The sequence below is a fragment of the Simiduia curdlanivorans genome (assembly GCF_030409605.1).
GTDB classification, from domain to species: Bacteria; Pseudomonadota; Gammaproteobacteria; order Pseudomonadales; family Cellvibrionaceae; genus Simiduia; species Simiduia curdlanivorans.
Genome location: NZ_JAUFQG010000006.1, coordinates 905,161 through 918,971, shown reverse-complemented (window position 1 = coordinate 918,971; position 13,811 = coordinate 905,161). Strand labels below are relative to the sequence as shown.

At 50.4% G+C, this 13,811-nt stretch carries 13 protein-coding genes; 8 read left to right on the top strand and 5 right to left on the bottom strand.

Annotated elements, in window-relative coordinates:
* The first annotated feature begins 51 nt into the window (after positions 1–51).
* Complete coding sequence (locus tag QWY82_RS17845; protein ID WP_290265085.1) at positions 52–288, top strand: DUF2789 domain-containing protein; 237 nt, start codon at positions 52–54, stop codon at positions 286–288.
* A gap of 138 nt (positions 289–426) precedes the next feature.
* On the opposite strand, the gene QWY82_RS17840 is transcribed toward QWY82_RS17845, so the two are convergent.
* Positions 427–927, bottom strand: a complete 501-nt coding sequence (locus QWY82_RS17840) for a lactoylglutathione lyase family protein (protein WP_290265083.1) — start codon at positions 925–927, stop codon at positions 427–429.
* 95 nt (positions 928–1,022) lie between these two features.
* On the opposite strand from QWY82_RS17840, the gene QWY82_RS17835 reads away from it, so the two are divergent.
* From QWY82_RS17835 to QWY82_RS17815, 5 genes are all read left to right on the top strand, one after another.
* Complete coding sequence (locus tag QWY82_RS17835) at positions 1,023–1,910, top strand: LysR family transcriptional regulator (protein WP_290265081.1); 888 nt, start codon at positions 1,023–1,025, stop codon at positions 1,908–1,910.
* Positions 1,911–2,333: 423 nt separating this feature from the next.
* Positions 2,334–2,645 (top strand): IS110 family transposase, encoded by a 312-nt coding sequence (locus QWY82_RS17830; protein WP_290265079.1) that lies wholly within the window; start codon positions 2,334–2,336, stop codon positions 2,643–2,645.
* Between the two features lie 105 nt (positions 2,646–2,750).
* Positions 2,751–3,026, top strand: a complete 276-nt coding sequence (locus QWY82_RS17825; protein WP_290265078.1) for a hypothetical protein — start codon at positions 2,751–2,753, stop codon at positions 3,024–3,026.
* A 664-nt stretch (positions 3,027–3,690) separates the two neighbouring features.
* Positions 3,691–4,458 (top strand): EAL domain-containing protein, encoded by a 768-nt coding sequence (locus tag QWY82_RS17820; protein WP_290265075.1) that lies wholly within the window; start codon positions 3,691–3,693, stop codon positions 4,456–4,458.
* Positions 4,459–4,725: 267 nt separating this feature from the next.
* Positions 4,726–5,217 (top strand): BLUF domain-containing protein, encoded by a 492-nt coding sequence (locus QWY82_RS17815; RefSeq protein WP_290265073.1) that lies wholly within the window; start codon positions 4,726–4,728, stop codon positions 5,215–5,217.
* 178 nt (positions 5,218–5,395) lie between these two features.
* On the opposite strand, the gene QWY82_RS17810 is transcribed toward QWY82_RS17815, so the two are convergent.
* The 4 genes from QWY82_RS17810 to QWY82_RS17795 form a co-directional block, all read right to left on the bottom strand.
* On the bottom strand, positions 5,396–8,206 hold the full coding sequence (locus QWY82_RS17810) for a valine--tRNA ligase (RefSeq protein ID WP_290265071.1): 2,811 nt from the start codon (positions 8,204–8,206) through the stop codon (positions 5,396–5,398).
* Positions 8,207–8,289: 83 nt separating this feature from the next.
* Complete coding sequence (locus tag QWY82_RS17805; RefSeq protein WP_290265068.1) at positions 8,290–9,489, bottom strand: hypothetical protein; 1,200 nt, start codon at positions 9,487–9,489, stop codon at positions 8,290–8,292.
* Complete coding sequence (locus QWY82_RS17800) at positions 9,490–9,924, bottom strand: DNA polymerase III subunit chi (protein WP_290265065.1); 435 nt, start codon at positions 9,922–9,924, stop codon at positions 9,490–9,492.
* Positions 9,921–11,402, bottom strand: a complete 1,482-nt coding sequence (locus tag QWY82_RS17795; protein ID WP_290265064.1) for a leucyl aminopeptidase — start codon at positions 11,400–11,402, stop codon at positions 9,921–9,923. The genes QWY82_RS17800 and QWY82_RS17795 overlap by 4 nt, the downstream gene beginning before the upstream one ends.
* A gap of 185 nt (positions 11,403–11,587) precedes the next feature.
* Here QWY82_RS17795 and lptF point away from each other — a divergent pair, with 185 nt between their 5' ends.
* Both lptF and lptG read left to right on the top strand, forming a co-directional pair.
* A complete protein-coding gene (lptF, locus tag QWY82_RS17790; protein WP_290265062.1) occupies positions 11,588–12,718 on the top strand; it encodes an LPS export ABC transporter permease LptF in 1,131 nt (376 codons plus the stop codon).
* The gene (lptG, locus tag QWY82_RS17785; RefSeq protein WP_290265058.1) at positions 12,711–13,796 is read left to right on the top strand and encodes an LPS export ABC transporter permease LptG; all 1,086 of its coding nucleotides are present in this window, start codon (positions 12,711–12,713) and stop codon (positions 13,794–13,796) included. The genes lptF and lptG overlap by 8 nt, the downstream gene beginning before the upstream one ends.
* Positions 13,797–13,811 lie beyond the last annotated feature (15 nt).

Below are 13,811 nucleotides of genomic sequence, written 5' to 3'. Positions count from 1 at the left end.
ATTATGTTTGTTTACCTTGGCAGGCAATGCTTGTTTTCATTAGGAGGAGCTATGGAAGTGCAACACCACCATGCGATGGCAGAATTATTCAGTCAATTGGGGCTCGACAGTAGTAAAACAGCCATCGATCAGTTTATTCGTAACAATCATTTGCGCCACCAGGATGGCGAGCTCTACCGGGCTATTTTTTGGAATCCTGCGCAGGCGCAGTTTATTAAGCAAGCCATAGAGGAAGACGCCCAGTGGGCTGAAGTGGTGGATGAACTTGACGCGCGGTTAAGGCGCTGAACGTGTTAGTGAGGCCACGCTAATTATTCCAGAGCCCCGAAAACGGGGCTTTTTAATGGACGCTGATTTGCTGTTAACGAGAGGTTCGACGCTTAGCCGTCGCGTCTAATAAGTTCCTTTTATCTAATTAGGCAACTTTTAGTAGGCGCCTTCGCTGTATATAAGCTCATAGCTGTGGCTATAAATTTCTAAAATATTGCCGAACGGATCTTCCATATAGATCATGCGGTAAGGTTTACGACCTGGGTAGTAATAGCGGGGTTTCGGCATCCGCTTCTTGCCGCCGGCTGCAACGATACGCTCGGCCAGCTCTTCAACATTGGGGTCTTGCACGCAAAAGTGAAACACACCTGTTTTCCAATATTCGAAATTATTTTCAGGGTTCACCTGCCCCTTAAACTCGAACAGTTCAACGCCGATACGGTCGCCGGTGGAAAGGTGCGCGATACGAAACTTTTCCCAGTTCTGGCCGAACACATCGGTGCACATTTCGCCAATGGGGCTGTCGTCTTCGACTATCTCTGTGGGCTTCATGATGAGGTACCAGCCCATCACCTCGGTGTAAAACTTCACTGCCGCCTCAAGGTCGGGCACGGAAATGCCAATGTGGGAAAAGTTACGTGGGTAGGTGCTGGTCATGATGTGCGGTCCTGTAGGTTAAGTTGGCCTCAGGTTACAAATCATTTGTTATTATGTAAAATTATCATTATTAATATAAATGAGTATGTTTCGTAATGATTAATCCTGTCTGGCTGCGTAGCTTCTGTACCTTGGTGGACGTCGGTCATTTTACCCGCACCGCAGAAAGGCTAAATATGACCCAATCTGGGGTTAGTCAGCACATCCATAAGCTTGAGCAGCAGTTAGGTCGGCCCTTACTGGTTCGCGAAGGTAAAAGTTTTACCCTAACTAGCGCCGGCGAGCGCCTCTACCACGAGGGGCGCGCGCTGTTGCTTTCTTTAAAAAACATTGAGCAGCGCATAGGAGCAGACCCCAGTCACGAAGGTATTGTAAAAATTGCCTCGCCCGGTAGCGTTGGGCTTAAGCTTTATCCTTATCTGCTGGGTCTACAGCAGCGTCATCCGGGGCTGGTGATTGACTATCGCTTCGCACCAAATCGCGATATCGAGCAGCTTATTGCCGAACATAAAGTGGATGTTGGTTTGATGACCAGCGCCTCCACCTTGGCTGAGGTAAATCTTAGGCCACTTGCCGAAGAGGCGTTGCTGTTGGTAACGCCATTATCGGTAATAGAGCCGAGTTGGGAAAATTTGCTAGCATTGGGTTTTATAGATCACCCCGATGGCGCTTATCATGCGGGCCAATTGCTGAGTGTGAACTACCCCGAATTCCAACATTGTGAGCAGTTCAAAAAATCAGGTTTTTCCAATCAAATTCATCTCATTTTAGAGCCAGTGTGCAGGGGGATTGGTTTTACTGTGCTGCCTAGCCACGCCGTGGGTGCATTTAAGCACCAAGAAAAAATTAACCTACATCATTTACCTAGGCCTGTTCACGAGACGCTGTATATCGGTTTGCATCGAAATAAGTTCACACCCAACCGAGTTAGCACCGTGATATCCGCAACGGAAAAGTGCCTTAAAGATAGTGATGTTCAGTAAAAGCCTATGTAAGCAAGGCGCCTGAAACAGATTTAAATCGAGGTTCCAGGAAGCAAGCCATTTTAGTACGCCCAGCTTTATTGCCCAGTAGAATCAAACGGTTAATGCCGTTTTTCAGCAGCGGCGTCTTGTTTTAGTCCTATGATAATCCTGCATTATTTGCAAATAAACCTATGAAAATTAGTGGCTTATGAGGTATATTTCAAAAAAATATACGAAAAATATATTGCCAGTTATAGGCCTTTTAAAAGACGGCATAGAATCGCTAAAAGCTGGAAAATTAAGAAACCTTAAATAAAACAGATGCTTACAAATTGTCGCAAAGAATTGCGCCAAAAATATATATTGTCGGCGTCCTATGAATAATGACATGGACTCTCTCTCCCCTTAACCTAAACAAAGGTTAAATATTTGGAGAGTGATATGAGCGCGCAAATAATCAGATTCGGTATTGATATTGGAAAAAAGCTAATGGTTGTTCATGGTGTTGACTGTCATGAAAAAACTGTTCTTAAGAAGAATTTTACCCGATCGAAATTATTAGAGTACTTTTCCAATTTAACTCAGTGTGAAATTGGAATTGAATCCTGCGGTGGTAGCCATTTTTGGGCCCGTAAGCTTACAGAAATGGGGCATGAAGTACGTTTGATATCAGCGAAATATGTGATCCCTTATCGGCGGAAAGGTAAGAACGATGCAAATGATGCTGAAGCTATCTGTGAAGCGATTGGCTGACCAGGTATGAAATTTGTTTCTGTAAAGAGCGAAGATCAACAGGCGATTTTAATGGCCCACCGTATTAGGACCTTTAATATAAACTGTTATGCAATTGGATAGAGAATGACGAAAGCCAGGAAGAAAGAGTCACTTATAGAGGGCATGGCTTTCAGTGCAGGGCTTGGTCTAAAGTTCTTTTTCTTGATTTTCATAGCTGTGATTCCACTAAACGTAGTAATGGATTTGGTGGCGGGCAAGTCAGTTGCCGTATACTTTACTGTAGAATTTGTTGGATTTATGTTTCAGTCTCTATTGCTGTGGGGTATTTTGCTCTTCTCGGTAGCAATATTTGTTGCTGGTGGCTTACTAAATAAATATAGAAATAGAGGCGATCAATAAATGCATAACAAACGCAAGCATCCGACTCGCTACGCTCCCGGCTGTTGCGGGCGCTATGAGCATGCCTAAATCTTCGCTAGCAGGCGCTAAATATTTCTCGGCCGCGAGCTTCCTTATTGTTACCGCTAGCCTGTTGCCGGCCACTGTTGAACTGCGGTAGTGCACACCATCATAAATACGGGCCGCTGAAACCTCGGCAATAAAACGTCCATCCAGCGCCAATGGCGTGTGGCACCGTTTGCTGTGGAGCTCGTCGTTGAGAGTGGGGGCACGGGGTGCTCGCTATTTCAGCGCTTATCAGTGTGCCAATTGTCAATGGTCGATGCGACAACACCGTGTGCTCAAGGGGTGTTCAGGGTGCATTGGGGTTGGGTATACGGCGCCCAGCCTAGGTGACGGCTCGAACCAATATGCCCTGTGTTGTTCAGCTACAGGGTTCATTTGTCGAATGAGTGATTTGGACTATGCTTCAGGGGTGCTGGCAGTAACGCCTTGTTGGAAGGCCGGCAGATTTTTACCTGACCATAACGGATGTTTGCGTTAGTCGATTTGGCGCCCATTGCCTTTCGTTAACTGTGTTTTTCAACTTGTGGTTATGGCTGAAATTCCTGTCGTACAGAACTGTTGCCCCCATATATGCTGCTGAATTGACGAGGTCCTGTTCATGGGTGAAACCCTGGCTATTTACGATCGTTTTTCGTGTGCAAACTGCCTAGATAAGGGCAGCCTTGCTTTTGATTTTACCATGGCATTTCAACCGATTGTTAATGTCGAGGCTCGTCAAATATTTGGTTATGAGGCTTTGGCTAGGGGGTTGAATAATGAGTCTGCTTATTCGATTATCTCTCAGGTAACGGACGAGAATCGCTATTTTTTTGACCAGCTTTGCCGCGTTAAGGCGATTGCACTCGCTTCAAAATTACAGCTCGGCTCCATGCTCAGTATCAACTTTCTTCCCAATGCAGTTTATAAACCGGAGCGGTGTATTAGAACTACATTGGAAGCAGCGCAGAAATACGGGTTTTCAACAGATCAAATCATGTTTGAGTTCACGGAGGTTGAGAAAATTGAAGATAGCAACTTGGTTAAGCGTATTGTCGAATACTATAAGCAATCTGGTTTTAAAACGGCGATTGATGATTTTGGTTCGGGTTATTCTGGCTTAGGCCTGTTGGCAGATTTTCAAACAAATATTATAAAGTTTGATATGGGGTTGATCCGTAATATTGAATCGGATAACACGCGGCAATTTATTATAAAAAACTGTGTGAACTTATTTCATGATCTTAATATCACACCACTCGCGGAGGGTGTAGAAACGCGCGCCGAAATGGCGTGGCTTCGGGATTCGGGGGTCGAGTTAATGCAAGGCTATTACTTTGCTAAGCCGGGTTTTGAAAGCCTACCGCCGGTGAATTTTAGCCAAATTTAACACGCCGGTCTCTCGCTACTGTTAGTCCTTATTGGTAATAGGTAGGCAGCGCAGCAGGCGTGAATAAATCGAGAGAAATATTTCGATATACGAGGATGGCGAACTTAATTGCCCTATGCTCCGCTAAACATCCATTGGTCTACTTTGCTTTTCCTCTCCCAGTAGGCTTACTTCTTCTTGCTTTGGCATTTCCCGCTCTGTGCTATGTCTAAGTCATCTGATACTGCGCTTGCTGCGTATAGGCCAGTACTTTAGAGGGTTAGCGGCATGAAAGACATGATTCGTTTGGTATACGCCAGCCGTTCGCGTGAGCGCGAGCCGAACCGCTTGGCAATGGAAATGGGCAAAATACTGCGTAGCTCGCGAGCGAACAATGGCCGTGTGGGTGTGGGCGGCGTTTTATATTTTGGCAATGGATATTTTTTCCAGTGTCTTGAGGGCGATGCGCAACAGGTAGACGGTACCTTCCAGCGTATTTCGGCCGACGATCGTCACAGCGAGGTGAAAATACTCCTGCGTCAAGTGGCGTCTGGTCGTCAATTTGAACGCTGGAGTATGAAGTTTGTACCGTCCGAAAGCGCCATTCAAAACTATTTGAAGGCAGAAGGGTTAAAGGAATTCGACCCCTTTGACTTTGATGAACCCCAGGTGCGCCGGTTATTACAGTATTTGACTATGCCTGTTGACGAGCCAACTGTTGCACAAAGCGCGCCTTGGTGGCACAAAATACCGCTGCTTGGTGGCTTGTTTGCGCGCTAGTTGGTTCAATTAGTCCATCCGATTAGTTTTTTCTGGCGTATTGAGCAGTTAGTAGCTTAAGCCTTTCACTGGTGTTCTTGCTCTCTCGCTTGGATAGGTTTCATTGATATCTCCCAGCCATAAAAAATCCGCCAAGGCGGACTTTTTTATGGCGTGCTAGACGCTAAGTTTTAGGGTTTTACAGGGTCGCAATGCGAGCCTTTTGTTCCTGTATTTGAGCTGCTGCTTCTTTCACTTCCGCTAACCGCTCGCGCTCTTTGGCCACGACTTCCGCCGGTGCTTTGTCGACAAACTTGGCGTTACCGAGTTTGCTTTCAATGCGCTCGGCTTCTTTCTCGAGTTTGTCGATTTCTTTATCGAGACGTGCTATTTCGGCACCTTTATCAATTAAACCCGCCATAGGCACGAGTAATTCCATCTTGCCTAGTAGTGCTGTGGCAGACATCGGCGCCTCCTCGCCATCAAGCAGCGTAATGGACTCCAAGTTCGCGAGCTTGGTGAAGAAGGCGCGGTTGTCGTTGATGCGGCGCTGCTCTTCGGCGTCGGCTTTATTCACGAACAGGGGAATGGCTTTCGCCGGGCTAATGCTCATTTCGCCGCGAATGTTGCGCACGCTTTCTACGGCCTTTTGAATCCATTCCAAATCGACGATAGCCTGCTGATCGATTTTGCTGTCATCTGCCACTGGGAAGCTGGCGTGCATGATGGTGTCGCCAGTTTGACCGGCCAGCGTTTTCACCTTTTGCCAAATTTCTTCGGTGATAAAGGGCATCATTGGATGCGCTAGGCGCAGCGTGGTTTCCAATACGCGAATCAGCGTGCGGCGCGTGCCTTTTTTAGCCGCTGGGCTGGCGTTTTCATCCCATAGCACGGGCTTAGATAATTCTAAGTACCAGGCACAGTATTCATTCCAGATGAAATCGTACAGCGCTTGCGAGGCCAAATCTAAACGATAAGTCTCTATGCCTTCGGCCACGGCTTTTTCAGTGATCTGTAGCTTGCTGATGATCCACTTGTCGGCCAGTGACAGCTCGTAATCGGTGGTCGCTTCCAGCGTCCTGCCTCCCGCGACACTCGCGCTATCCTGCGCTTCGTTTTGCCCGCAATCTTGGTCTTCGCAGTTCATCAACACGTAATTGGTGGCATTCCAAATTTTGTTGCAGAAATTGCGGAAGCCTTCGATGCGGCCTACATCAAACTTAATGTCGCGGCCGGTGGAGGCGAGGGAGTAGTAGGTGTAGCGCAGGGCATCGGTGCCGTAGGCGTTGATGCCCTCGGGGAATTCCTTGCGGGTTTGCTTCTCGATTTTTTCCCGTAGGTGCGGCTGCATCAAACCGGCGGTGCGCTTGGCCACTAAGGTTTCTAAGTCGATACCGTCGATCAAGTCGATAGGATCTAGCACATTGCCTTTGGATTTTGACATCTTCTGGCCTTGGCTATCGCGCACCAAGCCGTGTACATACACTGTGTGAAACGGAATTTCTTTTCTGAAGTGCAGCGTTAGCATAATCATGCGTGCCACCCAGAAGAAGATAATATCGAAGCCGGTTACCAACACATCGGTGGGGTGGAAGGTTTTTAGTTCTTCGGTGTTCTCGGGCCAACCTAAGGTGCCGAAGGTCCACAGGCCGGAGCTGAACCAGGTGTCCAGTACGTCGTTGTCTTGGCGCAAGTTTACTTCTGCGCCGAGGTTATTTTCCGCGCGCACGGCGGCTTCATCGCGGCCAACAAAAATGTTGCCTTCGTCATCGTACCAAGCGGGGATGCGATGGCCCCACCAAAGCTGGCGCGAGATACACCAGTCTTGAATGTCGCGCATCCACGAGAAGTACATGTTTTCGTATTGTTGCGGCACGAATTTAATCTCGCCGTCTTCCACCGCTTTAATAGCTTGCTCGGCTAAGGGCGCGGTTTTTACATACCACTGGTCGGTTAAGTAGGGTTCGATTACCACGCCGGTGCGATCGCCGCGCGGTACTTTTAACACGTGGTCGTCAATTTTTTCCAGCAAACCCAGCGCTTCGAAGTCGGCAACAATTTGCTTGCGCGCGGCGAAGCGTTCCATACCGCGGTATTTCTCCGGCACGTCTTGGTTTAGGTCCGCATCGTCGGTGAGGATGTTGATAATCGGCAAGTTGTGGCGTTTGCCCATTTCGTAATCGTTAAAGTCGTGCGCGGGGGTAATTTTAACGCAACCGGTGCCGAAATCTTTATCCACATAGTCATCGGCGATGATGGGAATTTCACGCTCGGTGAGCGGCAGTTTGATCATTTGGCCGACGAGGTGCTTGTAGCGCTCGTCCTCTGGGTGCACGGCAACCGCGCTATCGCCGAGCATGGTTTCTGGCCGCGTGGTGGCAACCACAATGTGGCCTTCGCCCGAAGCGAGGGGGTAGCGGAAATGCCAGAGGAAACCTTTTTCTTCTTCGCTGATCACTTCTAAATCAGACACGGCCGTGTGCAGTTTTGGGTCCCAGTTGACGAGACGCTTACCGCGATAAATCAGGCCATCTTTGTATAGCTGAATAAAAACTTCTTGTACGGCTTTATAGAAACCGTCGTCCATGGTGAAGCGCTCGCGCGACCAGTCGGGGCTAGCGCCTAAGCGACGCAGCTGGCGGGTAATGGTGCCACCGGATTCTTCTTTCCATTCCCAGACTTTTTCGAGGAAATTTTCGCGGCCAAGATCGTGCCGGGAAATGCCTTGGGCGTCTAATAAGCGTTCAACCACCATTTGGGTGGCGATACCGGCGTGGTCAGTACCCACTTGCCAGAGGGTGTTTTTGCCTTTCATGCGGTTGTAGCGGATCAAGCAGTCCATGATGGATTCTTGGAAGCCATGGCCCATGTGCAGGCTGCCGGTGACATTCGGCGGCGGAATCATGATGCAGTAGGGGTCGCCTTTACCGGTGGGCTTAAAATAACCTTCGGTTTCCCATGTTTGATACCACTGGGTTTCGATACTGGCGGGCTGGTAAGTCTTGTCCATCGGGCTCTCAACGCGTTAGGCCCCAGCGCGTTAGTGCGCGGGGCTGGCAAAAGCGGCGATTATACCCGAAGCGCGCGGATGGGTCAGTGCTCTGTTGGCTCTTCGTCGCTTAAGGTTTCGCTTAAGCGTTTGCGCAGCCTAGCTTCGATGAGCGGCAGGAATTCTTCAATGACGTCGTTAATAACCGTGGCGATATCGGGCTTGGGTAATTTCGTTGGGCTTTTGCTATTGGTTTTTTCAGCATTTACGTTTTTATCAACGGCCTGCTCAGGCGTTGAAGCCTTTTCGATGGCCTGTGGTTTTGTCGCCGTCGCTGGGTGTTTATCGGTTGTTTGCTGTTTGGCCTGAGCTTGCTGCTTGGCCTCTTGCTGCTTGGCTTGGGCCTCTTGCTGCATGCCCGCCAGGGTCTCTTGTTGCTTTGGCGTGAGCCCATCGCTGCTAAAGTGCTGGCTTAGGTTATCCATGTCCATGTAAGCCGGCGGTGTCATGGGTAGGAGGAATTCACCCTTGGGCAACGGCTGGTTGCCTCTTAAGCGCTCGCGAATGTGTTGCGGCAGGAAGGGGTTTTCGCCGCTGGCCTTGGTCACCGGTGCCGGTCTGTTGGCGTCTTTATCGTCGCTATCGGCTTTCTTGCTGCTGTCGGCTCTATTGTTGCTGTCGGGTTTGGCAGGTTCGAATAGGCTTTGTTGGCCGGGTAGCGGTGCCGGCGCCGAGGGGTCGGTGTGTAGAGCTGAGTTGTGTTCAGCGCTTAACTGGTGGTCGAGCTCGAATCCGAAGGCCTCGGCCTCTCTAAATTGGTCTCGATTTTCGGGCTCATGTGGGCGCGGTTTAGCATGAGCCGGCGGTAGCTGATGCGCTTGCTTTGTTTGTTGAGGGTGCGGTGGCGCATTTGGGCGTGGTGCTGTTTGCGCGACAGGCTGCTGGGTCGGCTTCTTTTCTGGGGTCTTTTCATGTTGTTTTGGCTCCGAGTCACCGGTTAATTGTTCGAGCTCGCCGGTGAGTGCGGCATAGGCCGCATTGAGGGCATCGAGTGTTTCTGCATTGGCTGCGCTTTGCTGATCCCGGTCTTGATCGCTCTCGTCTTCGCTGGTGTCATCATCGTCTAAAAACGCATCGAGCAGGGGAATATCGTCGTCGTCCAGTGCCGGAAAATCCTCATCTGGATCGGCCGCGTTGCCAGCGTTCTCGTCCAGTAACAGTTGGATGGATTGCAGTTCGCGTAAAATTTCGGCTTTGGTTTTAGGCTGTGAATTGCCGGCCATGGGTGTGTCCGTACTTGGCATTTAAATATGTTTTAAGTCTAACGGATAGCCTCGGCTTTTGTAATAGCTCCAGTTGGTTCGGGTTTCCGTTAAAACCTCGGGTGTTTGCACGATGAGCTCAAACAAACGCTCGAAGCGGGAGAAGAACGCCGGTGCTGGGCTGCGTAAATTAATCAGCACGCCGTGGTGCTCGCCGCAATCTTCGCCGTGGCTTAGCAGCACGGGGGCCTTCGCCTTTTGTATTGCAGGCTCGCCGGTGAAGTTGGCGTGGGGGATAAAACTCTCGGGTTCAAAGCTCCAGAGTAGGCTGTCTAGTAGCGCGGCTTGTTCGGCATTGGCGCAGGCGATGAAGACTTCCTCACCGCTGCGCAGGGCCTTTTGCGCCACCCGACACACGAGGCGCAAGCGCGCCTCGGCATCGGCTTCCTGGCTGGATAGAAAATCTATCTTGGTCATTTACCCGCCTGATCGAGCAAAAACTGGGTCAATAATGGCACAGGGCGGCCGGTGGCACCTTTTGCTGCACCCGATTTCCAAGCCGTGCCGGCAATGTCTAAGTGGGCCCAGTGGTAGGCTTTGGTGAAGCGCGACAGGAAGCAGGCGGCGGTGACACTGCCACCGGGACGACCACCAATGTTGGCGATATCGGCGAAGTTTGAGTCTAACTGGCTCTGATATTCGTCCCAAAGGGGCATTTGCCAGGCTTTGTCGGCGGCTTTGATACCGGCGTTTAAGAGTTTGTCGGCCAGCTCTTGTTGATTGGCGTAAAGCCCGGTGGCGTGGTGGCCCAAGGCAATCACGCAGGCACCGGTGAGGGTGGCGATATCGATAACGGCCTTGGGTTTAAAGCGCTCGGCGTAGGTGAGGGCATCGCACAGAATCAGCCGGCCTTCAGCGTCGGTATTTAACACTTCAATGGTTTGACCGGACATGGAGGTGACCACATCGCCGGGCTTAGTGGCGTGGCCATTGGGCATGTTTTCGGTAGCCGGTACGATGCACACCAAGTTGATGGCGAGCTTTAAGCGCAATACGGCGTTGAGGGTGCCGAACACGCTGGCGGCACCGCACATGTCGTATTTCATTTCATCCATGCCTTCGCCGGGTTTAAGGCTGATGCCGCCGGTATCGAAGGTCACGCCTTTACCGACGAGTACCAGCGGTTTGGCACCGGCTTTACCGCCGTTGTATTCCATCACGATTAATTTCGGCGGCTGATCTGAACCCGCGGCCACTGACAGGAGCGAACCCATGCCGAGCTTTTTCATGTCGGCGGTTTCTAATATGGTGGTTTTTAAGCTGCTGTGGTTTTTGGCTAAGGCCTTAGCTTGGTCGGCTAAATAGGTCGGCGTGCAAATGTTGGCCGGCAGGTTGCCGAGTTCGCGGGTGACATTGCTGCCCTCGGCAATGGCGGCGCCAATTTCTAAGGCTTTATCTTTGGCGCTTGCGGTTTTCTTATCGGTGGCGTGGCACTCGATGGATGTCAAGGCGATAGCATCTGGCTTCTTGCCCTTGGTGGCGCTGTATTGATAGGTGGCAAGGCCGATGCACTCCGCCAATATGCGCGCTTCCTGCTCTGGGCCTATATCTGCTAGCTCGCCAAGTGCGACACTGGCGCTTTTCGCGACGCCGGCTTTTAAGCTATCGGCTAATTTAACCAACGCCTTGCGCAGTGTGTCGGCATTCAGTTCTTTGGCTTTACCTAGGCCTACCACCATTAAGCGCTCGGCGGCAATGCCTTCCACGGTGGGAATCAGCAGGGTTTGACCATTTTTGCCGGTCAGGTCTTTGCGCTTAACCAGCGCGCTGATGACGTTGTTGCAGGCGCTGTCGATGGCCTTGGCGGCATCGGTCAGTTCGCCTTCAAACAGGCCAATAACTAAACAGGGTGTTTTGTGGCTAATAAGGTCGAACTGCTTGGCTGAAAATTTCATAGCGTATTATGTGTCCTTTGCGTCAAGACAAAATTGCCGTAATTGGCGATAATGCGTCAGTATGCGCGAGCGGCGGATTATCTCGCCGTTACTCTGCCCTAGCTTGCAAGTCTAGTGTATTAATCGACTAGTCTAATCTACCAAGACGGCGAACTAAACCACAGCCTCAGGATTGATAGCACAACGTGATCATTTTTCGATATTTAGCCAAAGAAATTGTCTTCACCCTCTTGGCTGTGAGTGGTGTTTTGTTGTTGATTTTTATGAGCGGCACTTTTGTGCGCTACCTCGGCGATGCCGCGGCTGGCGACATTTCTCCTGGTGCATTGCTGGCCATTATGGGTTATCGCCTGCCTGCCTTTCTGGAATTGATTCTACCGCTCGGGACGTTTATTGGTGTCATGTTGGCTTATGGGCGCCTCTATGTAGAGAGTGAAATGGTGGTGTTGTCGGCCTGCGGCTTGAGCCAGCGCCGGCTTCTAGCTTACACCTTACTCGCCGCGTCGCCGGTGATTCTGGCGGTTTCCGTACTCGGGCTTTATATCAGCCCGAAAGGTGTTGCCGCGGTGGAAGAAATTTTAGCCGAACAAAAGGCGCGAGGCGAGTTCGACCTGTTGCAGCCCGAGCAATTTCAGCCATTGAATAAAGGCCAGGGTACTTTCTACACGGCGGCGATTAGCAAGGATAAACAGGATTTGAGTGGTGTATTTATTGCCGACGTGAACCCAAAAACCTTATTAACCCACAGCGAATCTTCCGTGATTCGCTCCGACTCTGGCCAGCAGTGGTTCAACGAAGAGTTTCAGCGGCGCTACTTTGTGCTGGGTGAAGGTAAGCGCTATGCCGGCGTGGCAGGTGTGGCAGATTTTCAAGAGCTTACCTTTGAGAGCTTTGGTCAATTGATGCAAGAAAATTTGGGCCAATACCGGGTTAAGTACCGTGTTGAAGCAGAGCCGACGTTAGATTTATGGGGTGCGACGGAACCGGTTCGTATTGCTGGCCTGCAGTGGCGCATCAGCTTGCCGGTATTGGTGATTGTGGTGTGTTTACTCGCCGTACCCTTGTCTCGTACTAATCCAAGGCAGGGGCGCTATCTTGGGATGATTCCCGCGATACTTTTGTACATTATCTATTTGGTGGCGCTGAATGCGGCGCGCGATCAAGTAAAACTGGGCAAGCTTGATCCTGTTTTGGGTTTGTGGATAGTGCATTTGGTGTTTTTCAGTATTGCGCTCTTGTTATTCAATTGGGGAAATCTACGCCGTTGGATTCGCCATTCATTGAAGGCGAAAAAGGTGGAGCAGGTCCATGCGTAAATTAAATAGTTATATTGCGCGCACGGTATTGGCCTCCATCTTTGTGGTTTTTCTCGTTATTTTGGCGCTCGATGTTATTGCTGCAGTCATCGACGAAATCGATAACATTAGCCGCCAATACGATTTTCGCGAGGCGATGATTTACGTGGGGCTAACTTTGCCCACGCGCATTTACAACAGCATTCCACTGGCCGCCTTAACCGGCTGTTTAATTGGTTTGGGGCAGCTAGCCGGCACTAGCGAGCTGGTGATTATGCGCGCCGCGGGCGTGAGTGTTACACGCATTGCCTGGGCGGTGATGAAACCGGTATTTTTTCTTATTCTTGTTGCCGCGGCACTCGGCGAGTACGTCACCCCTTGGACCGATCAAATGGCCGAGAGCCGCAAGGCTATCGCCAAAGGCGATCGCCAGCAACAAGAGGGTCAGCAGGGTTTATGGAGCCGAGAGGGCGAAGAGTTTTTGCATTTTAATGTGGTGATGCCGAACGGCAAAATGATGGGGGTGACCCGCTACCAATACGATGATAATCAAAACTTGGTGTCGGTTAGTTTTGCCGAAGCGGCAACCTATCAGGGTGGCTATTGGCTGGAAGAGAAGGGCGTTATTACCCATCTAGATCCAGAGGCAGCCGAGCAAGAGGGTAAAGCCAATACCAGTACAGAAACTTTTTTGACGCGTCGCTGGGACACTAATTTGTCGCCCGACTTAGTTAATGTGTTGGTGATGCCGCCGCGCTCGCTCGCGATCCAAACGCTCTATACCTATGCCACTTACTTGGATCAACATGGGCAAAAGAGCGCCCCGTATTGGCTGGCATTTTGGCAAAAAAGTTTGCAGCCTTTGGCTACCGCTGGCTTGGTGCTGATTGCCATCTCGTTTATCTTTGGGCCGCTACGCGAAGTGACCATGGGCTACCGGGTGTTTACCGGTGTGATTGTCGCCATCGTATTTCGCATGAGCCAAGACTTGCTCGGCCCATCGAGTATTGTGTTTGGTTTTCCGCCATTGTTGGCGGTGTTAATACCTATCGGGATATGCATTGCCATTGGTTTTTGGTTGCTATCGCGAACCAGGTAACGAAGAGCGATTAGG